This window comes from Streptomyces sp. 71268 (assembly GCF_029392895.1).
Lineage (GTDB): Bacteria > Actinomycetota > Actinomycetes > Streptomycetales > Streptomycetaceae > Streptomyces.
The window spans coordinates 783,498-802,915 of the sequence record NZ_CP114200.1 but is presented as its reverse complement, the minus strand read 5'-3'; the positions used below and the strand labels follow the sequence as shown (position 1 = coordinate 802,915).

Annotated in this window: 20 protein-coding genes and 1 pseudogene; 8 read left to right on the top strand and 13 right to left on the bottom strand. The window is 72.2% G+C overall.

Annotated elements, in window-relative coordinates:
* Positions 1 to 224: 224 nt before the first annotated feature.
* A complete protein-coding gene (locus OYE22_RS02805) occupies positions 225 to 1,085 on the bottom strand; it encodes an aminoglycoside phosphotransferase family protein (RefSeq protein WP_277323958.1) in 861 nt (286 codons plus the stop codon).
* Between the two features lie 266 nt (positions 1,086 to 1,351).
* On the opposite strand from OYE22_RS02805, the gene OYE22_RS02800 reads away from it, so the two are divergent.
* A complete protein-coding gene (locus tag OYE22_RS02800; protein WP_277318907.1) occupies positions 1,352 to 1,891 on the top strand; it encodes a hypothetical protein in 540 nt (179 codons plus the stop codon).
* 79 nt (positions 1,892 to 1,970) lie between these two features.
* Here OYE22_RS02800 and OYE22_RS02795 read toward each other — a convergent pair whose 3' ends face one another.
* The 4 genes from OYE22_RS02795 to OYE22_RS02780 all read right to left on the bottom strand — a co-directional run bounded on the left by OYE22_RS02795 (position 1,971) and on the right by OYE22_RS02780 (position 6,692).
* Positions 1,971 to 2,738, bottom strand: a complete 768-nt coding sequence (locus tag OYE22_RS02795) for a maleate cis-trans isomerase (protein ID WP_277318906.1) — start codon at positions 2,736 to 2,738, stop codon at positions 1,971 to 1,973.
* Positions 2,739 to 2,774: 36 nt separating this feature from the next.
* Positions 2,775 to 3,641 carry an amidohydrolase family protein gene (locus tag OYE22_RS02790; protein WP_277318905.1) on the bottom strand — a complete coding sequence of 289 codons (867 nt, stop codon included), beginning with the start codon at positions 3,639 to 3,641 and terminating at the stop codon, positions 2,775 to 2,777.
* Positions 3,638 to 4,597 (bottom strand): hypothetical protein, encoded by a 960-nt coding sequence (locus tag OYE22_RS02785; RefSeq protein WP_277318904.1) that lies wholly within the window; start codon positions 4,595 to 4,597, stop codon positions 3,638 to 3,640. The genes OYE22_RS02790 and OYE22_RS02785 overlap by 4 nt, the downstream gene beginning before the upstream one ends.
* A gap of 478 nt (positions 4,598 to 5,075) precedes the next feature.
* Positions 5,076 to 6,692, bottom strand: coding sequence for an MFS transporter (locus tag OYE22_RS02780; protein WP_277318903.1), 1,617 nt, complete (start codon positions 6,690 to 6,692; stop codon positions 5,076 to 5,078).
* A 129-nt stretch (positions 6,693 to 6,821) separates the two neighbouring features.
* Here OYE22_RS02780 and OYE22_RS02775 point away from each other — a divergent pair.
* Positions 6,822 to 6,973: pseudogene (locus OYE22_RS02775) on the top strand (IS5/IS1182 family transposase); the annotation flags it as partial.
* Here the strand turns inward: OYE22_RS02775 and OYE22_RS02770 are convergent.
* The 7 genes from OYE22_RS02770 to OYE22_RS02740 all read right to left on the bottom strand — a co-directional run bounded on the left by OYE22_RS02770 (position 6,974) and on the right by OYE22_RS02740 (position 12,613).
* Complete coding sequence (locus tag OYE22_RS02770) at positions 6,974 to 7,714, bottom strand: 3-keto-5-aminohexanoate cleavage protein (RefSeq protein WP_277318902.1); 741 nt, start codon at positions 7,712 to 7,714, stop codon at positions 6,974 to 6,976.
* 251 nt (positions 7,715 to 7,965) lie between these two features.
* Positions 7,966 to 8,934 (bottom strand): pirin family protein, encoded by a 969-nt coding sequence (locus OYE22_RS02765; RefSeq protein ID WP_277318901.1) that lies wholly within the window; start codon positions 8,932 to 8,934, stop codon positions 7,966 to 7,968.
* Positions 8,935 to 8,966: 32 nt separating this feature from the next.
* Entirely contained in the window at positions 8,967 to 9,707 is a 741-nt protein-coding gene (locus tag OYE22_RS02760) for a phosphatase PAP2 family protein (RefSeq protein ID WP_277318900.1), read from the bottom strand.
* Between the two features lie 200 nt (positions 9,708 to 9,907).
* Positions 9,908 to 10,840, bottom strand: a complete 933-nt coding sequence (locus tag OYE22_RS02755) for a M56 family metallopeptidase (protein ID WP_277318899.1) — start codon at positions 10,838 to 10,840, stop codon at positions 9,908 to 9,910.
* Positions 10,841 to 11,009: 169 nt separating this feature from the next.
* Positions 11,010 to 11,183 (bottom strand): DUF6191 domain-containing protein, encoded by a 174-nt coding sequence (locus tag OYE22_RS02750; protein ID WP_277318898.1) that lies wholly within the window; start codon positions 11,181 to 11,183, stop codon positions 11,010 to 11,012.
* Positions 11,184 to 11,348: 165 nt separating this feature from the next.
* Positions 11,349 to 11,741, bottom strand: coding sequence for a VOC family protein (locus tag OYE22_RS02745; protein WP_277318897.1), 393 nt, complete (start codon positions 11,739 to 11,741; stop codon positions 11,349 to 11,351).
* A gap of 188 nt (positions 11,742 to 11,929) precedes the next feature.
* Complete coding sequence (locus tag OYE22_RS02740) at positions 11,930 to 12,613, bottom strand: glycerophosphodiester phosphodiesterase family protein (protein ID WP_277318896.1); 684 nt, start codon at positions 12,611 to 12,613, stop codon at positions 11,930 to 11,932.
* Positions 12,614 to 13,001: 388 nt separating this feature from the next.
* On the opposite strand from OYE22_RS02740, the gene OYE22_RS02735 reads away from it, so the two are divergent.
* From OYE22_RS02735 to OYE22_RS02725, 3 genes are read left to right on the top strand one after another with little or no spacing between them, the layout of a single operon-like run.
* Entirely contained in the window at positions 13,002 to 14,399 is a 1,398-nt protein-coding gene (locus OYE22_RS02735) for a DUF6421 family protein (RefSeq protein ID WP_277318895.1), read from the top strand.
* 35 nt (positions 14,400 to 14,434) lie between these two features.
* Positions 14,435 to 15,214, top strand: coding sequence for an SDR family NAD(P)-dependent oxidoreductase (locus tag OYE22_RS02730; protein ID WP_277323957.1), 780 nt, complete (start codon positions 14,435 to 14,437; stop codon positions 15,212 to 15,214).
* A complete protein-coding gene (locus tag OYE22_RS02725) occupies positions 15,193 to 16,281 on the top strand; it encodes a low specificity L-threonine aldolase (RefSeq protein ID WP_277318894.1) in 1,089 nt (362 codons plus the stop codon). The genes OYE22_RS02730 and OYE22_RS02725 overlap by 22 nt, the downstream gene beginning before the upstream one ends.
* Positions 16,282 to 16,369: 88 nt before the next feature.
* On the opposite strand, the gene OYE22_RS02720 is transcribed toward OYE22_RS02725, so the two are convergent.
* Positions 16,370 to 17,089 carry a lysophospholipid acyltransferase family protein gene (locus tag OYE22_RS02720; protein WP_277318893.1) on the bottom strand — a complete coding sequence of 240 codons (720 nt, stop codon included), beginning with the start codon at positions 17,087 to 17,089 and terminating at the stop codon, positions 16,370 to 16,372.
* A gap of 225 nt (positions 17,090 to 17,314) precedes the next feature.
* Here OYE22_RS02720 and OYE22_RS02715 point away from each other — a divergent pair, with 225 nt between their 5' ends.
* From OYE22_RS02715 to OYE22_RS02705, 3 genes are all read left to right on the top strand, one after another.
* Complete coding sequence (locus OYE22_RS02715) at positions 17,315 to 17,629, top strand: thioredoxin family protein (RefSeq protein ID WP_277318892.1); 315 nt, start codon at positions 17,315 to 17,317, stop codon at positions 17,627 to 17,629.
* A 242-nt stretch (positions 17,630 to 17,871) separates the two neighbouring features.
* Positions 17,872 to 18,378, top strand: a complete 507-nt coding sequence (locus OYE22_RS02710) for a flavin reductase family protein (RefSeq protein WP_277318891.1) — start codon at positions 17,872 to 17,874, stop codon at positions 18,376 to 18,378.
* 186 nt (positions 18,379 to 18,564) lie between these two features.
* Positions 18,565 to 19,350, top strand: coding sequence for an electron transfer flavoprotein subunit beta/FixA family protein (locus OYE22_RS02705; protein ID WP_187062663.1), 786 nt, complete (start codon positions 18,565 to 18,567; stop codon positions 19,348 to 19,350).
* The last annotated feature ends 68 nt before the right edge of the window (positions 19,351 to 19,418 follow it).

Here is a 19,418-nt window from a genome sequence, read left to right as displayed (position 1 = left end):
TCCTGCGGTGCCTCGGTCGGTGTGCCGACCCACGGCAGTCGTGGCGCCCGCCGGGTTGCGTGACTCGTCCTGGGCCGTCCAGCGGCCTGGCCGTGCTGGTTGGCACGGCCTGGTCAAGTCCCCTAAGAGTGCCACGAGTTGTCACGGCTGTTGGCGCCGGTTCCATGACGCGGGGTGGCGGTGGGGCGGGCGCCCATGGGGTGCGACGGTGTCAGCGGCGCCTCCTACAGACCACCCAGCCGCCTGGTCACCGTGTCGAGTGTCGGCCACGGAGGCCCCTCGCGCAGCACGCGCAGGCATGCCTCTCCGAATCGCCTCCCCTGCGGAAACTGGTCGCCAAGCTCCCAGCGCCACGCGGCGACCATCGCGATCACGAGCTGCCGGCACTCGTCCAGCAGCCCTTGGTCAACGCCTGGGTAGTGTGCGCAGACCGCCTCGGGAACATGGGCGAGGTCGAACTCGACGGGTCCTCGACAGCACGTCTCCAGGTCGATGAACAACGGGCCGTTCTCCGTGCTGAGCACATTGCCCGGGTGCGGCTCGCCGTGGAGTAGTTGTTCCACGGCGTTGCGTTCGTCGACCGCTCGTCGCAGGCTCGCCAGCCTGCCGCTGAGGAACGTACGGTCCACGTCGGTGAGTTCCGGCGAGCGTTCCCGGCTGGCGACCACCTCTGTGGCCTCCGCGATCCGGTCCGTGAACCTCGGGCTCGGCACGTCGACCCCGCGCATGCCGGCGTGTAACTGCTCCAGGGCCTTGGCGTAGTCGACTGGTGGGGTGTGGGGTGTCACGGGTTCGTAGTAGGTCCACAGGGTCACCGCGAAACCATCACGTGTGTAGACCCGCGCGCCCGCGCGCGGTTCCATGGGACACACCGGGCTCCCGACCTCGGTAAGCCGCTGGGCGAGATCGACTTCGAACTGTGCGACCTCTTGTCCCACCGGAGCGACCCGGGCAAGGACGTCGCATGGCGTCAGCCGCAGTGCCAGCTTGTTCGAGTTCTGGAGGACGACCGCGTCGTGGGCTGGCAGGTCGAGCGATACGGCGACCGACATCGCAGCCGTGATCGCGCGCGTGACGTCGGTCATCTCCACCCTTGAATCCTGGCACAGACGTCGGCACGAAGGCGGTGAGTATCAGGGTGCCTTGCCGGGTCGGCAACCGCCTCTGACAGGGTGGGTCCATGGTCGAGAGCGCAACCCCCGCCCCGGACGACGACTGACCGCTGCGCGCCCGCGAGGCGTTCCTCGACGCGCTGTGGGGCCTGGTCGTAGCCGAGGAGGGGCCTCCGGGTGGCGGCCCTCCGCCCTGGCTCGCGGAGGTGTGGCGTGGTGGGTCGCCCGCGGCGGGCTCCATGGCCGGCGACGGGCCATCGGCAAAGGTTCCCTCGCCGGGTGGCCCACCACGATCCGCGCACTCCGCCAACGACGCGGCGGAGACGACCGCCCTGCAGCGGGTGCTGGCCTGTGGCGTGGACCCCGACGACCTGACGGACGTGGTGCGCGAGATGCAGCACGAGGTCCTCTACAACCTGTGTCAACTCTTCGACGATCCCGGCCTGTTGGGGATTGGCCTGGACGGCGAGAACTCCCAGCCTCCGGAGTTCCGCTGGCACCTCGCGGCAACCCGCGCCATGGCCCCGGAGGTTCCCGCCCCCCTGCTCTCCCTGCACACCGCCCTGGACGCCCACGATCCCAGTGGCCGTGAAGGCGACCCCCGCGGCCGGCCCCTCCCCGCCCGCCTGCCGGGCCACCCCGGGTACGTACGCCACGCGGTGGCCCAGGCCCGGGCGGGCGACCGCATGCGGGCGATCAGGACCTGGCGCCAGGCAACGGGCCTACCGGCCCGGGAGGCGAAGGCGGTACTTGACCGAGTTCTCGCCGAGACGGAGTGAGGCACGGCGGGTGCGCCCGGGTGGCCGGCCCTGACTCGGGACTGTCTGGGCGGCGGGGTGCTGTCAGTCGTCTGTGCTGTCAGTCGTCTGTGGTGAACAGGCGGCCGTAGCCGGTGACGGTGGATTCGGCAGTGTCGGCGGAGCGCAGGGCCGCCCACAGCAGGACCTGGTTGGCCGTCAGTACCGGGCGGTGCAGCGTGGTTTCCAGTTGCTCGATGGTGCCGACCGCGCGGCGGAAGCCGTTGCCGTCGATGAGGACGGCGTCGGCGGCGTCGGGGGTGTGGGCGAGGGCCCAGCGGTGGATCTCCTCACGGGAGACCGTGGCCCATTCGTGCGCGGTGTGCAGGACGGAGGAGCCGGACACCTGGAATCCGGCGTCGCGGTAGTAGGTCTGGGCCATGCGGTCCATCTCGCTGTCGAACCACGGCGGGTGGATCAGGCAGGGGCGTTGTGCGCCCAGGGCGCGCAGGGCCTGGACGGCGGCGGTGACGGTCGCCACGACCGGCACTCCGTGGGCCCGCTCCCGCAGTCGTCGCAGCATCGCCTCGTCACCCTGTGCCCCCAGGAGGTAGGTGGTGCTGGTGAAGGCGAAGGCGATCGTGTCCAGCGGCGCCGCGGCGAGCTGCTCGACGGCCTCGTCAACGTGGGGCGGGGCGGCGAAGGCGCGCACCGCGGACAGCGGCATGGTCACGGTGGGGTGCGCCTCAACGGCGAAGCGGGCGCGGGCCGCGTGTAGGCCGATGTCGGCCGGGGCCATGGCTCGGATTTCCGATTCGGGGTTCAGGTCGACGTCGGGGGTGAGGATGCCGAGCCTGCGCTTGGTGTTCCAGCCGTCAGGTCGCCACATGCGGCCTCCTTCGGGTCAGTGGCTTCAGGGCAGTGGTCAACGGGCGGGCGACGGGGGCGGGGCCAGCCGTCGGTAGGCGTTCACCGCGGCCACCAGGTCGGGGCCCCGGGCGAAGGGGTGGTCGGTGCCCAGGTCGATGCGGTCGGCGCCGTAGGCGTCGGCGGCGTAGCGCAGGGCCGCGTGGTTGCCCTGCGTGTGGCTGTCGAATCTGACCGGTGTCGGCAGCGGCTGGGGCAGGAGCGAGGGCGGCAGCAGGCAGACCGCTCCGCCTGCTCGGGCGATGACCGCGGTGAGACGGGGGAAGCGGCGCGGGCGCTCGGTGACCAGCCAGCGCAGGAGACCGAAGGTCTGCTCGGCGAGCGCGCCCGCCGTCCACCGCAGACTTTCCGGTGTGCCGGGGGGCGCGGGCAGGGTGCCGCCGGGGTGGAGCAGGACGGTGGTGCCCTGGTCGGCGAGGTGGGCGAAGAGCGGGTCGAAGCGGTGCTCGGTGATCTGGCGGTCGCCCGTCTGCCAGGTCAGCGCCACGCCGTGCGCGCCGAGGACGTCCAGCGCGTGTCGTGCCTCGGCGATCGCCTCGTCGAGGTGCGGCAGGGGGAGTACGGCCAGGAAGCCCAGCCGGTCGGGGTGGCGTGCGACGGCCTGGGCGCACCGGTCGTTGGCCAGCCTGGCGGCATGGGCGGCGGCCGTGGCCTGGGGGAGGTCGGGCATCTGTGCGGCGGCGCTGACGAGTTGGCGGTCGATGCCGGCCGTGTCCAACTCGGCGATCCGGGTGGCCAGGTGGCTGGGTCGGTCGGTGGCGTTCATCGCACGTGTCTGGGACACCGGCCGGTGGTGTTCCTCCAGCAGGGTGAGGTAGTCCTCCGGCCACAGATGGGCGTGGACGTCGGTGAGCGGGCCGGTCATTCGGCGTCTTCGCGCAGAGGGTCGACGCGCAGGCGCGCGAAGTGTTCCGCACGTTGGACGCCGGTCTCCGAACTGCCTGGCTCCTCCACGTCCATCCGCAGACTGGGCGCCGTGTCGCCGCCGAAGCGGGAGCAGACGTGCACGTGCGCGCGGTAGACGCCCGCCAGGGCATCCAGCAGTTCGGTGTAGGCGGCGCTCCGGCGGGCGGCCCGGTCCACATGCTGGGGCAGTGTGTGCAACAGGCGTACGAGGCGGTCGTGGTCGCGGGTCTGAGCGCCACTGAACCCGGGCCTGACCCGGGGCGGTGTCATGGCTGGCCGTACCGACAACGCGTACAGCCCCTCGTCGAAGTCGGCGGCGAAGCGCATCGCCGCGGCGGTGGCGCTGCTGAGCCGGGCGGCGCGTGCCAGGTGTGCCTGTTGGGTGGCGCCGGTGGTACACGTCGCACAGCTCACGCTCACTGTGATCGATTGCAGCAGGGTGAAGAACAGGCGGTGTCCGGTTCGCCAGCGGTCGACGCACGCCGCGGGCGTCATCGCGCTCGAACCGGGCGGTGTCGCCCCGGCTGTGGCCGAACCGCCGAGGAAGAGGCGGTCCGCGGTGAGCAGCCGCGCCTGCTCGTCCTGGGAGAGGCTGGTGCCGTGGGTACGCAGGTCCTGCCAGGCGTCGTCCTCGGCGAGCAGCAACGACCGTAGGAAGAGGTCGGGCCCGCCGTGACCTCGGGTGACGCCGAAGAATCTGTCGTGCTCGGTGAACTCCTCCTCCGGCGCGCTCGCCGCCGGCGCGGGCGCGCCGCCCGGCGCCATGCCCTCGCCCAGCGCCGCCCGCACGCGGCTGCGCGGTCCCGGGAGGGCGAGTTCGGGGACGGCTTCCAGCAGCACGCGCTGGGCGTCCTCCAACTCCACTGGCGTCTTGGGAAGATCATCGGGGAAAGGCAGAAGAAGAACTGCGTCCATACCGAACCTCCGCACCGCTCGCACGGGCCCGCCCCGGCTGTCGACGTGGGCAGCGGGTTGTCAGCCAGAAGCGCCGTGCGCGGCGCACATAGTTCGTGGTATACGTCACTTATCGTGACATTGGCCCTGAGGGGGTGCAAATTGTCCGTTTCGGCGGGCGGTGCGCTTCTGTGGCCCAGCGCCGGGGGCGGTCGCTCCGCAGGGATGGCCAAGTGGCGGAGTCGCCCGTGGGGTCATCGGCGACGGACGGGTCCCCTCGGGCGGGGCGGCGCATCGGCTTGGCGACGAGGGCCCGGTCGAGCGCGTGGTCGGGTGTGACGCGCATCAGGCGCAGAACCAGGGCGGCCTCCCGGCCGGCGGCGTAGCGGGGCGGCGGAACGCTCTCGCGCGCCGGGGTCCATGACGACGGGCCCGACCGCCGGATGACAGCCGGGCCCGCGTGCGCGGATGTCAGTTCGTGGCGGTCACGCCGGTGGCGTCACCCGCCGCCCTCTCCGCTCTGGGCTCGCGCGGCCTCCTGGACTGTGGTCTCCGCTCCCGCCTCGGTCCCGTGCGCTTCCTCCGCGGCGGGGGAGTCCTGGGTGGCGGGCATTCCGCGGAGGAACAGGACCGACAACGACGCGGCCAGGGCCAGGCCCACCGCGCTCAGCGCGGCGGCGAGTTGCAGCCCACCGGCGAACGCGTGCCGCGCGGCCTCCCGCAGTGCCGTACCGAGTTCGTCCGGCAACCGGTCGACCACGTCCAGGGCGCCCCCCACCGTTTCGTGGGCCTCGTCGCGCGCGCTGGCGCTGAGTCGGTCGGGCATGTCCTCGGAGAGGCGGTCCTGGTAGACCACCATGGCCACGGTGCCGAAGAACGCCATCCCGCCGGCCAGGCCCAGTTCGGCGCCGCTCTGCGAGATTCCGGAGGCGAGACCCGCGCGTTCGGCGGGCGCCGATCCGACGATCGCTTCGGTGGTCAGTGCCAGCGTCGGGGTCACCCCCGTGTACAGAACCGTGAAGCTGATCACCGTCCAGGCCAGGCTCTCCCGGGTCACGGTCGAGGCGATCAGTGCCGCCCCCACCGCGGCCATGCCCAGGCCCGCGCTGATCACCAGGGCCGGGCGGACGCGGCGTACCAGGCGCGGGGCCAGGAGGGTCGCGCCGATCCCGCACAGCACCGAGGGGACGGTCCACAGCCCGGCAGCCAACGGTGACAGCCCGAGGACCGCTTGGAGGTACTGCAGTACCAGGAGTTGCGAGCCCGCCATCGCGGCGACGGCCAGGGTCTGGGTGGCCAGGCCCGCGCTGAACGCCCGATGGCGAAACAGTCCGACGTCCATCAACGGCTCTTCCACTCGGCGCTGTTGCCGTAGAAACACCACTCCTACCGCGAGTCCGCCGGCGATCCAGGCCGTCGCCGTAAGGCTCGGCCCCGAGACCGCCATCCGCTTCGCGCCGTAGACCACGGACAACACGGCCGCCAGCGAGAGCAGGGCGCCGACCAGGTCGAAGCGCCCGGTGGCCGGCTCCCGCTGTTCGGGCAGCAACAGCGGGCCGGTGACCAACAGGAGCATCATCACCGGTACGCCGATCAGGAACACCGATCCCCACCAGAAGTGCTGGAGCAGAGCGCCGCCCACCAGCGGGCCGATGGCCTCGCCCGCGGTGAAGCACGTCATCCAGAAGGCGAAGGCGAAGGTGCGCTGAGCCGGGTCGCGGAACATGCCGGACAGCAGGGCCAGGGTCGAGGGCATCACCGTGGAACCGGCGATGCCCAGCAACGCGCGTGCCAGGATGAGCAGTTCGGCGGTGGGAGCGCACGCCGCCACCGCGGAGGCGACGGCGAACGCTGCCGCACCGAAGAGCAGCAGCCTGCGCCGGCCGATCCGGTCGCCCAACGTGCCCATGGTCATGAGGAAGCCCGCGACGAGGAATCCGTAGACGTCCAGAATCCACAGCAACTGAGCCCCGCTAGGGGCGAGATCGGCGCTCAGGCTGGGCGCCGCCAAGTGCAGCACGGACAGGTCCATCGACAACACCATGGTCGGCAGGGCCAGCACCCCCAGCCCGATCCACTCGCGCCGTCCGGCCCGGGCCGGAGCTTCTCTGGACACGCGCGTTCCTCCCTGGACAGTCCGGATGCGAGGGAGCGCGGGTACGCCCGCGCGGCGGGGATCACCGCACCGTCGCCTCGTGTGACGAGGCAGCACGCTAAACGTTCACATCATGTGAGAGTCAAGCCGAAGGCAAGGAACACCGTCGAGCGCCTGATCAACAAGCTGAAAGCCTGGCGCGGCATTGCCAGCCGCTATGACAAGACCGCCGAGAGTCACCGGGCCGGCCTCACCTTCGCGCCTCCATGATCTGTGCCAAGGAGCTCACGCGGAGCGCGTGATCACGGCTGGCGAAGGACATCCCTGCGTGAGTGCGGGATGGTCTGGCGGGCCATGCGGACGAGGGCGGTGTTGTCCGGGGCGATACGGCCGTCGGGAAGGTGGAGGACGTCTTCCAGTCCGATTCGGGTGTCCAGGCCACGGGCGACCGCGAGGCGGAGGACGGGCCAGGCGGCTTCGTCTTCGCCGTGCAGGAGGACCGGCGAGGCGGCTGGTGCGAGTTCGTTCAGCAGGTCGGCAGCGGCATGGATCGCATCCTGCGGGGTGGTCGCGGTGATCTCGGCCAGGATGCGCAGGGTTCGGTGGGATTCGGACCAGCCCAGGAACCGCCGCGCCGCGGGAGTACCGGAGTAGATACCGGCTTCGATACCGACCTCCCGGTCCAGCAACGCCGCGGCCACGTCGTCGGCGCCGTCCTCATGCCAGTTGACGGAGGCGTGATCGGGGAGCACGGTCCAGGCCCGGACCTGCGCGGCGCGGGCCTGAGGGTCCTCCGTGGCCCACGCACCAGTGGTGACCCCGACGGGGACGCCCGGGACCGCCGCCCGGACCGCGTTGACGGCGGCGGCGACGGCGTCGGCATCCAGCGTGTCCCGGCCCTCGCGGTCCTTGGGATGCAGATGGATGTCCTCGGCGCCGGCGGCGACAGCCTCACGGGCCGCCGTCGCCAGTTCGTCGGGGGTCACCGGGAGATGAGGACACTCGGCGCGGCTTCGAGCACCGTTGAGACAGACCTGCAGCATGGCGTCATCCTGGCAGGTCGCGACCGGGAGGCCTTCAGCCAGGTGACTGAACTCAAACCGTGATCGACTCCGAACTCGGCTACGAGCCACGTGTGCCCTTCGACGAGGGCATTGCCCGAAGGGTGCGCCGGTACCAAGCCAACCTCGACTGGTGGCAGCCCCTACGGCGCTCCCGTAGAGCGCTCGGCCGCGTCCCCCATTTCTCACGTCAGCACTGGCCGCCCCTCCGCCCACCGAACCCAAACACCACCTCAGCGCGTACGCCCCCGCGCCTTCAGCGGTACCGGCGGCAGCTCGGGGGCCGGTAGGGGCGCGCCCTCGTACGAGCTGACCTCGCCGAAGCGGGTGCCGGATGCCCAGTCCTCGCGGGCCTGGGCGATGTCCTCGTGGGTGCGGCCGACGAAGTTCCACCACATGACGATGCGCTCCTCGAACGGCTCGCCGCCCAGCAGCATGAACGCGCTGTCCACCGTGGCCCGCAGGGGCAGTTCCCGGCGGCCGCAGCCGAGGTAGAGCAGGGAGCCGGGGGCCAGGCGTACGCCGTCCACCTCGGCCTCGCCGGACATCGTCAGGGCCGCGTACTCGAAGTCGGGTTGGAGCGGCAGGCGGGTGTCGGTGCCGGCGGCCAGGGTGATGTCGGCGCCCATCAGCGGGGTGAAGGTGGTACCGGGGGAGCGGGCGCCGTCCAGGTCGCCGAGGATCACCGTGGCGCTGAGGCCGCCGCCACCGCTCACCTGGGGCAGCTCCGCGTGGTGTTCCCACGACGGGTCGGTGTGCCGGTGGGTGTCGGGCAGCGCGACCCAGAGCTGGGCGCCGTGCAGCAGCTTCGCGTGCTCGCGCGGGGACTGTTCGGCGTGCGCGATGGCCCGGCCCGACGTCATCAGGCCCAGCTCCCTCGGCCGCAGGACCTGTTCGCTGCCCAGGCTGTCCCGGTGCAGCACCTCACCGGCGTGCAGCCAACTCACCGTCTGCAGGCCGATGTGCGGGTGCGGCGGCACCTGCATGCCGGGCTCGCGCTCGATGTCGTCGGGCCCGTAGTGGTCGACGAAGCACCACGCGCCCACCATCCGTCGCCCCATGCTGGGCAGCAGCCGGCGGACCTCGGTGCTCTCGCCGAGCATGACCGGCTTGGCCGCGAGGAGGTCACGTACGGGTTGCGCGGTGACGTCGGCGCGCCCGCCGCAGACGGTCGTGGCGGGCCGCGGATCCAGGTTGCTCATGGGGAGCACTCTGCCACGCCACCGCCCCGTGCCTACGTCCCGTACGGCCGGTCCGCGCGCGGACTCGGGCCCTCCGTAGCGCCGCCCGGCGCCGGCGTGTCCGTCTCCGGCTCGCTCGCCTTCGGCGTGCCACCGGGTGCCGCGTCGGCCGCGTACGGGTACAGCAGGACGGCCACCGCCGTGAGGGCCAGGCCGATCAGCCAGCCGGCCAGTACGTCGGTCGCCCAGTGCACGCCCAGGTAGACCCGGGTGAAGCCGACCCCGAGCACGGAGACCGCCGCCGTCGCGGCGGCCAGCCCCCGCCACAGGCGGCGGACCGAGTGCACCGCGAGCAGCCACAGGAGCAGTCCGCAGGCCAGGGTCGCGGTGAGCGCGTGGCCGGAGGGGAAGGCGGCGTAGTGCGCGGAGTCCACCGGGTCAGGCCACCGAGGTCGCTCCCGGCCGACCGCGGCCTTGAGGCCCTGTTGGAGCACCGTGCCGATAGTGGCGGTCGCCGCCAACCACAGGGCGACCGGCCAGCGGCCCCGCCACAGCAGCCAGCCGGTCACGACGGCGAGCAGCGCGCGCATGGTCCACGGGTCCCAGACCCAGTCGGAGAAGACGCGGTTGGTCCGCGTCCAGTCGTCGTGCACCACGGCGGAGCGGTGCAGGCCGGTGGCGATGTCGCGGTCCACGGACAGCAGCGGCCCCCACTCGGCGGCCACCAGCGTGAGCAGCACCGCGAGCAGCCCACCGCACACCGCCGCGACCACGGCCCAGCCGCGTCGTGGCACGGGCGGCCTGGGTGTGGGACGGGCGGGACGGCGGGCGGTGGTTCGGGGCGGCGGTCGCATGGGGGGAATGATCGCCGATCGGAGCGGTGAGCGGCAGTCGGTCATACGGGCAGGGAGTCACCCGCGTGCCGCGCGACCCCCTCGCCCGCGTCGCGTACGCCGTTGCGCGGCGCCGGCTGACCCAGCGCGCGCGGCGCCGGCTAACCCAGTGCGCGCAGTGCCGGTACGAGGGTGACGAGCACCGGGACCACCGGCACCAGGGCGGCCGCGGCCGTCATCCGCCAGCGGCGGGCCGTCGTGAAGCGCTGCCCGGGGGCCAGCAGGCGGTTGACCCGGCGGGGTACCTCGGCGACCCCGGGGCAGGGGCCGAAGACGCCGCGCTCCTCGTTGAGTTCGACCAGCGCGAGGGCGATGGCCAGCCGGCCGAAGCGGCGTGACGCCACGTCGTCCGCGGCCAGCTCCACCAGCCGGTGCACCTGGTCCCGGAAGGCGGCGAACACCGGCACCTGCGGGAAGCCGCCGGCCAGCGCGGACGAGGCGTTCAACAGCCAGTGGTGGCGGGCGTGGGCGTGGCCTTCCTCGTGCGCCAGCACGGCGTCGAGTTGCCGTCCGTTCAACCGGCGTAGCGCGGCCGTCGTGATGACCAACTGTGGTGCCGCGCCGGGCAGCCACCACGCGTCGGGGCGGTCACCCTCCAGGACGACCAGCCGGTTGCCGCTGGACTCCTCGCCGGGCAGTTGGGGGGAGCGCACGAGCAGGTCGGCGCGGCGCTGCTTGCGCTGCGCCCGCGAGCCGCGCACCTCCCGGGTCAGCATGACGACGGTCCACACGGCGCCACAGGCCAAAACGACGGCCACCGGCGCGGCCCACGGCCCGTAGGCGGTGAGCGCGTACGCCTCCATGACACCGTTCGGCGCGGGCGCGAAGACGTTGCCCCGTACCGCCTCCCAGGCCGCCGCCGCGCTCAGCGACATGGCCAGCGCGCAGCACATGATGACGCCGACCACCACGCACTGCCACACCCACAGGGCGAGCACCGGTTCGCGGTCGGGCCAGTCGGAGCGGGTCAGCATGCGCGGCGCCAGGGCCGCGGCCACTGCTCCCAGCGCCAGCAGCGCCAGCGGGACCATCATGTCGCTCAGCCTATGAGGGGCTGGACGGGCGCCGGTACGGTCACAGCACCGAAGTGACGCACGACACGTGGGGTGAAGGGTTGCGGAGTGTGCCCCTCCGCGCGGTGGCGGCTTCGGGGTGAGCGCCGGAGTACGGTCGCGGCGCGGTGCGCGCGTCGGGTGGGCCGCGCTAGCGGGTCGGGTCCGGCGCGCGGCGTATCGTCACCCGGCCGGAGGCGAGGTCGATGGGCCCACGTCCTGGGTCGCCGTCGCCGATGTCGTCCACGCACAGCTCAAGCCGCTCGCGTTCGTCCTGGGTGTGTTTGCGGCCGGGCGCGAACAACTCGTCGACCAGGTTGAACACCGTGACCTCCCCTGTGCCCGCGGCGGCCGAGCCGTCCCGGCACGAGGTGTCGGCGCGGTGACCCTCTCGCGAGCGTACCCGGGGGAGTCCCGTAAGCGGTGTGGGCGTGACGGGGGTGACGGGGCGCCGGGTTGGACGCGGGCCGGGGTGAGGGGCGGCTGGGAGTCAGAGGCCGGGGCGGTAGCGCAGCGGGTGGTCGACGGGCACCTCGATCAGGGCGATCCTCACGTCGTCGGGGTCGGCGATCCACATCTCCACCAACCCCCACGGCTCCCGCAGCGGCGGGCGCAGCACTCGCACGCCCTGCGCCGACAGCTCCTTGTGCGCCGCCGCCACGTCCGGGACCTGGAGCCAGAGCTGAAGGCCGGGCGCGGGCGGGGTGTCCGAGCGTCCGGAGACCTCAAGGAAGCCGCCGCCCAGAAAGTAGACGGTGCCCCGCTCGGGCCCGGTGCCGAATTCGCGGGCGACCTCAAGGCCGAGGGCGCGCCCGTAGAAGCGGCGCGAACGCTCGGGGTCGATGGGCCGCAGGAGGACGCGGCTGCTCAGCACATGCACCATGGTCGTGACCCTACGCATCCGACGGCGCGAATGCGGGCGAATCCGTCAGTCGGCGTAGTACGGCCGGAAACGCCCCCCTGTCGACCTCCGCCCCGTGCGCCGCTCCCGCGCCCCTGCGCCCGGCGCACGCCCCTCGGCGGTGGGCGGTCATGGGGCGCGGAGCGCTCTGGTGGGTGGGACGGGTCAGGTCAGGCCGGGTGGCGCGGTGTGGTCCCCAGCTCCGGGTAGTCGGTGGTGACGCCGTCCAGGTCCATGCCGTGCGCGACCTTGAGGTGTTCGGGCGTGTTCACGGTCCAGGCGGTCACGCGCAGGCCCGCCGCGTGCGCGCGGTCCACCAGCTCCAGGGTGAGTCGGCGGATGTTGAGGGCGAGCAGGCCGGCCTCCGCGGCCAGGGCGCGGTCGATGACGTCGAGGCCGTAGCGGCTGGCCACCAGACCGGTACGTACCCCGGGGAGCAGGGTGGCCATCTCGGCGACGGCCTCGTCGTGGAAGGAGATGACCTCGACGCGGTCGGTCAGGCCGCGCTCGGTGAGCACGTCGGCCAGCGCGCGGGCGGCCGCCGCGTCCTTGATCTCGGCCTGAATGGGGGCCTTGACGGCGTCGACGACCTCCTCGAAGACGGGGACGCGCTCGCCCTGGCCGGCGTCCAGCTCGCGCAGCTCGGCCAGCGTGAGGTCGCGGATACGGCCGGAGCCGTCGGTGGTGCGGTCGACCTCGGCATCGTGCATGACGACCAGCGCCCCGTCCTTGCTCAGGTGCAGGTCGAGTTCGATGACGTCAAGCCCCTCGCGATCGGCGCGGACGAACGAGCGCAGGGTGTTCTCGGGCTCGACGCCCATGACGCCGCGGTGTCCGATGGTGAGGAAGGTCAACGCTGGCTCCTGGGGTCGGCGGCTGCCCGCGCAGGGCGAAGGCGCGGTGGGTGCGGGACCTGGTCGTGGGCCCGGTTCGGGGCGCACGCCGCGCTCCTCGCGTGCGGCGGCGGTCAGCCTAACGGTCCCTTTCGTACGGACGGTGTACGGCGCAAAACCATCGGGGAACCGTGCCGGGGCGTCCGCCCCGACCCGTCGGCGCGGACGGGCGGGTGTTACGCGGGAGAGGCTCAGAGGGGCCATCTTGATCATCAAACTCGCCCATGACAGGAAAATCGGCGGTCTAAACCGGGTGTGAGCAGGATAATTTTTCGAGGCCCCACTTGAGGCGGTGATCGCTCCGTGGATACGGTGGCCCCACGCGAGGTTCTTCCGTGGAGGAGTGATCATGACGAAAATTCTCGCGCCGGAGACGGCGATCGATGGCGTTCTGTCCGCGGAGCGCGTGGTGGAGCACCCGGCATGGGCCGTGCTGAAGGAGGCCGTCGAGACCATCCGGCCGTGGCAGTCCAAGGACGGCTCGGTCGATCTCACGGCGGAGGGCGCGCCCACGGCCGACGCCCTGCGGCAACAGGTCGACCGGTGCGTCGCGGCCATCGGCGAGCTGGCCCCCCTGCTCCCGCACAACGCGGCGTACCACGAGGCGGTCGCCGCCGACCTGCGCCGCTGGGCCGACACCGGCTACGGCGTCCCGGACTTCCTCGACTCCCTGCTGGCCTTCCAGCCCGCGCGACAGCGCGTCGACGGCCTCCAGCACCTCGTGGTCTTCCCCATGTACACCCAGAACGGGAACCCCGACCGCAACTTCGAGGCCGTCGTGCTGCGCGTGGTGTGGCCGCAGTGGCTCGCGGAGCTGGAGCGCACGCGCTACGACAACCCGCTCTTCCTCGGCATCACCTTCGAGGACTTCACCTCCGGCTACGACACCAACTCGGCCGTCCTCTTCCCGGAGACCATCGCCGTGCGCGAGGCGCCCGAGCGGTTCACCTGGGGCGGCATCTTCTGCGACCGGGAGGCCGCGCGCTTCCGTCGGGTCAGCGAGGCGGCGGTGGAGACGCTGGGCATCGACCTGCCGGCCGAGGCCCGCGCCCTGCTGGCCGACCAGCACCGCTGCCAGCAGGCGTTCGTCCTGTGGGACATGGTCCACGACCGCACGCACAGCCACGGCGACCTGCCGTTCGACCCGTTCATGATCAAGCAGCGGCAGCCGTTCTGGATGTACGGGCTCGAGGAGCTGCGCTGCGACCTGACCGCCTTCAAGGAGGCCGTGAAGCTGGAGGCCGAGGGCTACCAGCAGGCGCGGGACGTGCAGTACGCGGTGATCTTCGACCGGATGTTCCGCTTCCCGGTCACCGGCGGCCGGACGCGCAACTACGACGGCCTCGGCGGCCAGCTCCTCTTCGCTTACCTCCACCGGCACGACGTCGTACGCTGGACCGACAACACCCTGCACATCGACTGGGACCGTGCGCCGCAGGTCACCAACCAGCTCTGCGGTGAGATCGAGAAGCTCTACCGCGACGGCATCGACCGGCCCAAGCTCGTGCACTGGTTCAAGGCGTACGAACTGGTCGCCTCGTACCTCGCCCCGCACCCCGGCTCCACGTGGGCCAAGGGGCCCGACGCGCTCGATCTGTCGCTGCCGCCCCGCAAGCTGGTGGACGACGTGCTCCCGGACGAGTTCCCGCTGAGCATGTTCTACGAGGCCCTCGCGAAGAAGCTCAAGACCGTGATCGCCTCGACCAAGGGCATCACGGCCGAGAACGCGGACCGGGTGGCCGCGTGACCCCGTCCGAGCAGTCCGACCAGGAGGCGACGATCATGACCGACAACACGGTGGCCGGTGCGGCGGCACGGGGCGGGGGAGCGCTGGAGGGAGCGGTCGTCGCGGTGGCCGGGGCCGCGGGCCCCGCGGGCCGTGCCACGCTGCTGCGGCTCGCGGAGGGCGGGGCCACCGTCGTCGCCGCCGACGCGGACGCGGCCCGGCTGGCCGAGGCCGTGGACGCCGCGCGGTACGCGCACGGCGGCGCCACCGTCACGGGCGACACGGTGGACCTGCTCGACCCGCTCGCCGCCCGCGAGTGGGCGACGCGCACCGAGAAGGAGTTCGGCCGCGTCGACGGCCTGGTGCACTTGGTCGGCGGCTGGCGCGGCTCGGCGACCTTCGCCGAGACCGACCTCGACGACTGGACCCTGCTGCACGACCTCCTCGTGCGCACCGTCCAGCACACCTCGCTCGCCTTCCACGACGGGCTGCGCCGCAGCGACAACGGCCGGTACCTGCTGATCAGCGCCGCCGGGGCGAGCAAGCCCACCGCGGGCAACGCCGCCTACTCCGCGGCCAAAGCCGCCGCCGAGGCGTGGACGCTGGCGCTGGCCGACGCCTTCCGCAAGGAGGGGGGCGAGGCCGGGCCGACGTCCGCGGCTGCCATCCTGGTGGTCAAGGCGCTGGTGCACGACGCCATGCGAGCCGAGCGCCCCAACGCGAAGTTCGCGGGCTTCACCGACGTCAAGGAGCTGGCCGACGCCATCGCCGGAGTCTGGGAGCAGCCCGCCCGAGAGGTGAACGGAAACCGCCTGTGGCTGACCGCGAAGCCGTAACGCCCCGCAAGACCGACGCCCGTCGCCGACACGACCCGCGGGTACGCGGCTTCGCCAGCGACAACTACGCCGGCGCCCCGCCGGAGATCATGGCCGCCCTCGCCCTGGCCAACGAGGGGCACCAGGTGGCCTACGGCGAGGACGACTACACCTCCCACCTGCAGGACGTCATGCGCAGCCACTTCGGCCCGCTGGCGGTGACCTACCCGGTCTTCAACGGCACCGGCGCCAACGTCGTCGCCCTGCAGGCGCTGACCGATCGCTGGGGCGCGGTCATCGCCGCCGACTCGGCCCACATCAACGTCGACGAGTGCGGGGCCCCGGAGCGGGTCGGCGGCCTGAAGCTGCTCACCGTGCCCACCCCGGACGGCAAGCTCACCCCCGAGCTCATCGACCGGGAGGCGTACGGCTGGGAGGACGAGCACCGGGCGATGCCGCAGGTCGTCTCGATCACCCAGAGCACCGAACTGGGCACCCTCTACACGCCCGACGAGGTGCGCGCCATCTGCGACCACGCCCACGAGCGCGGCATGAAGGTGCACCTGGACGGCGCCCGGATAGCCAACGCCGCGGCCTCGCTCGACGTGCCGATGCGGGCGTTCACCTACGCCGCGGGTGTGGACGTGCTCTCCTACGGCGGGACCAAGAACGGCATGCTCTTCGGCGAGGCCGTGGTCGTGCTGAACCCGGACGCCGTGCGCGCGATGAAGCACCTGCGCAAGCTCTCCATGCAGCTCGCGTCCAAGATGCGGTTCGTCTCCGTGCAGTTGGAGGCGCTGCTGGCCAAGGACCTGTGGCTGCGCCAGGCGCGGCACGCCAACACCATGGCCCAGCGGCTCGCCGACGGGGTGCGCGGCGTGGACGGCGTGGAGATCCTCCACCCGGTCCAGGCCAACGCGGTCTTCGCCCGCCTGCCCCGCGAGGTGAGCGAGCGGTTGCAGAAGCGCTACCGCTTCTACTTCTGGGACGAGGCCGCCGGCGACGTGCGCTGGATGTGCTCCTTCGACACCACCGAGGAGGACGTGGACGGCTTCGTCACCGCGCTCAAGGAGGAGTTGGGCAGGTAGCCCCCGGGTGTTCGCCCGAACCACGGCGGCCGACCGGACGCGGAACGTCCGGTCGGCCGCCGTGGTTCGCGGCCACCGGCCGCGGTCGTCAGTGGCCCGCGGGCTGGACGGGCGCCGGCGCGGTGCCGCCCAGGTGCGCGGGCACCCACCACGTGTCCTCGGGGTCCTTGGGGCGTACGGGATAGGCCCGCTGCGCCGCCTCCAGGAGTTCCTGCACCCGGGCGCGCAGCCGCTCGGTGAGGGAGTCGGCCGACTCGCCCGGCTCGGCGGTCATCGGCTCGCCGACCCGCATGGTGATCGGGAAGTGGTTGCGGCCCAGGTCGCGTTTGTGGCCCTTGGTCCACAGCCGCTGCGTGCCCCACAGCGCCATCGGCAGCAGCGGCACGCCGGCCTCCTGCGCCATGCGCGCCGCGCCCGACTTGAACGTCTTGAGCGTGAACGACTGGGAGATCGTCGCCTCCGGGAAGACGCCGATGATCTCGCCGGAGCGCAGCGACTTCACCGCGTGCCGGTAGGCGTCCATGCCCTGCTTGCGGTCGACCGGAATGTGCTTCATCGCCCGCATCAGCGGCCCGGAGACCTTGTGGCGGAAGACCGACTCCTTGGCCATGAAGCGCACCAGGCGCTTGGCGGGGCGCGCGGTCAGTCCGGCGAAGACGAAGTCGAGGTACCCGATGTGGTTGCTCACCAGGACCGCACCGCCACGGCGTGGGATGTTCTCCGTGCCCTGGATGTCAAAGCGCAGGTCGAGCGCTTTGAACATGGTGCGGGCCATGCCGATCACCGGTGGGTAGACGAGCTCTGCCATCAAGGGACCCTTCTGCCATTCCTGCGGGAGGTTCTCCCGGCGGAAGTTACGCGGCCGTAGGTACGGGCTTTCCGCTGATCGTGCCTGATGTCGGGCGCCGCGGCCAGCCTCTGGAGGGCCCGGGAGAGAGATCCTCATCACGGGAGGCAACCAAAAACGCCGTCGCGCGGTCGGCCTTTCGCTGTTACGACCTCTGCCCCGCCTCGCGTGCCGCATGCTTGGTGTATGACGCAACGACTGACGGCCGTCGAACTGGAGACCGCCCGGCTCGGCGAGCGCGCCACGCTGGTCCAGTTCTCCAGCGCGTTCTGCCAGCCGTGCCGGGCCACCCGGCGGGTGCTCGCCCACGTCGCCACGCTGGTCGAGGGCGTCGCGCACGTCGAGATCGACGCCGAGGCCAAGCTGTCCCTGGTGCGGCGCCTCGGCGTGCGGCGCACCCCGACCGTCCTGGTGCTCGACGCCAGCGGCCGGGTGGTCTCCACGGCCGAGGGGCAGCCCCGCACGGCGGACGTCATCGCCGCCGTCGGCCGGGCCGTCTGACGGTCCGTGATGGATCTCGCACCGACCGGCACGGTCTTGACCGCGGCGTCCGCGCCTGGTCACCCTGACGTGATGCGGCCTGGACTCCTTCCGTACGCACGCGCCCACGCGGACCTCGTCCACCGTGCGAGCGCGTACTGTTCGCCTCCCTGAGCGCCGACGGCAGGACACCCCGGTGGGCCCGGTCCGCAAGTGAGGGCACCGGTGGACGACAGCACTCCCCGTAGCGCAAGGAACCCTTCATGACCGCCTCGCCCGAACTCGACGCGTCCCAGCTCGCCGCCACGGACGTCTTCCGCTCGTTCTTCCGCCGCCAGGCCGCCACCGTCGCCGTGATCACCGCCCGGGGGACACGCCCGGTGGGCCTGACCGCCACCTCGCTGACATCGGTCTCGGCCGAGCCGCCGCTGCTCTCCTTCGGCGTGGGCACCGGGTCGTCGAGCTGGCCGGTCCTGTCCACGGCCCGCCACGTCGGCGTCCACCTGCTGGGCGAGCACCAGCGGGGACTGGCCACCACGTTCGCGACGAGCGGCGTCGACCGGTTCGCCCCGCCCACCCGCTGGCGCCTGGGCCCGGAGGACGTCCCGATCCTCGAAGGCGTGCTGGCGTGGGCGGTGTGCGAGGTGAGCGCGCGCGTGCCCGCGGGCGACCACCGCGTCTTCATCGCGCGGGTGCTGACCGGCGACCCGGCCGGGGCGGGCCGCCCGCTCCTCTACCACCAGGGGCGCTTCAACGCGCTGCGGGACTGAGCGCCGGTGCTGCCGTTGGCAAGGTCACAGTTCAACGGCCTTGCGAACGGGGAAAACCGTGGATGTACTGACGAGTAATATTTCGTTCGAGGGTGCGAACCGCCCCGGACGGGATCTGCCCCTGAAGGCGCCTATGCTGCCAGCACACGGCAGTTTGCGAAGAGACGATGCAGTAGGAGAGCCGGCGTGAGCTTGAGGATCGTTGTCTGTGTGAAGTACGTGCCCGACGCCACCGGCGACCGGCACTTCGCCGAGGACCTGACCACCGACCGCGACGCGGTGGACGGCCTGCTGTCCGAGCTGGACGAGTACGCCGTCGAACAGGCTCTCCAGATCTCCGAGGACGCGGACGACGCGGAGATCACCGTACTGACCGTCGGCCCCGAGGACGCGAAGGACGCGCTGCGCAAGGCGCTGTCCATGGGCGCCGACAAGGCCGTCCACGTGGAGGACGACGACCTGCACGGCACGGACGCGCTGGGCACCTCGCTCGTCCTCGCCAAGGCCATCGAGAAGGCCGGCTACGACCTGGTGGTGTGCGGCATGGCCTCCACCGACGGCGTGATGGGCGTACTGCCCGCGCTGCTGGCCGAGCGCCTGGGCGTGCCGCAGGTGACGCTGCTGTCCGAGGTCTCCGTCGCCGACGGCAAGGTCACCGGCCGCCGCGACGGCGACTCCGCCAGCGAGCAGCTCGAGGCGGCCCTGCCGGCGGTCGTGTCGGTCACCGACCAGTCGGGCGAGGCCCGCTACCCCTCGTTCAAGGGCATCATGGCGGCGAAGAAGAAGCCGGTGGAGTCCTGGGACCTGGAGGACCTGGAGCTGGAGGCCGACGACCTCGGTCTCGCGGGCGCCTGGACCGCCGTCGACGCCGTGGCCGAGCGCCCGGCGCGCACCGCGGGCACCATCGTCAAGGACGAGGGCGAGGGCGGCAAGCAGCTCGCCGAGTTCCTCGCGGGCCAGAAGTTCATCTAGGTCGCGCACCCGCCCGCCGGGCGGCGCGCGGTCCGTGGCGGGCCCGGGCCCCGCGGACCGGCGTCCGC

What these genes read in the sequence shown, in the direction of transcription:
- OYE22_RS02790 (WP_277318905.1), bottom strand. Translation starts at nt 3,641, where the DNA reads ATGACCGGCCCGCTCACCGACGTCCACGCCCATCTGTGGCCGGAGGAC.
- OYE22_RS02785 (WP_277318904.1), bottom strand. Translation starts at nt 4,597, where the DNA reads ATGGACGCAGTTCTTCTTCTGCCTTTCCCCGATGATCTTCCCAAGACG.
- OYE22_RS02710 (WP_277318891.1), top strand. Translation starts at nt 17,872, where the DNA reads ATGACCGCCTCGCCCGAACTCGACGCGTCCCAGCTCGCCGCCACGGAC.
- OYE22_RS02795 (WP_277318906.1), bottom strand. Translation starts at nt 2,738, where the DNA reads ATGTGGCGACCTGACGGCTGGAACACCAAGCGCAGGCTCGGCATCCTC.
- OYE22_RS02770 (WP_277318902.1), bottom strand. Translation starts at nt 7,714, where the DNA reads ATGCTGCAGGTCTGTCTCAACGGTGCTCGAAGCCGCGCCGAGTGTCCT.
- OYE22_RS02745 (WP_277318897.1), bottom strand. Translation starts at nt 11,741, where the DNA reads ATGGTGCATGTGCTGAGCAGCCGCGTCCTCCTGCGGCCCATCGACCCC.
- OYE22_RS02755 (WP_277318899.1), bottom strand. Translation starts at nt 10,840, where the DNA reads ATGATGGTCCCGCTGGCGCTGCTGGCGCTGGGAGCAGTGGCCGCGGCC.
- OYE22_RS02765 (WP_277318901.1), bottom strand. Translation starts at nt 8,934, where the DNA reads ATGAGCAACCTGGATCCGCGGCCCGCCACGACCGTCTGCGGCGGGCGC.
- OYE22_RS02720 (WP_277318893.1), bottom strand. Translation starts at nt 17,089, where the DNA reads ATGGCAGAGCTCGTCTACCCACCGGTGATCGGCATGGCCCGCACCATG.
- OYE22_RS02805 (WP_277323958.1), bottom strand. Translation starts at nt 1,085, where the DNA reads ATGACCGACGTCACGCGCGCGATCACGGCTGCGATGTCGGTCGCCGTA.
- OYE22_RS02730 (WP_277323957.1), top strand. Translation starts at nt 14,435, where the DNA reads ATGACCGACAACACGGTGGCCGGTGCGGCGGCACGGGGCGGGGGAGCG.
- OYE22_RS02735 (WP_277318895.1), top strand. Translation starts at nt 13,002, where the DNA reads ATGACGAAAATTCTCGCGCCGGAGACGGCGATCGATGGCGTTCTGTCC.
- OYE22_RS02715 (WP_277318892.1), top strand. Translation starts at nt 17,315, where the DNA reads ATGACGCAACGACTGACGGCCGTCGAACTGGAGACCGCCCGGCTCGGC.
- OYE22_RS02800 (WP_277318907.1), top strand. Translation starts at nt 1,352, where the DNA reads ATGGCCGGCGACGGGCCATCGGCAAAGGTTCCCTCGCCGGGTGGCCCA.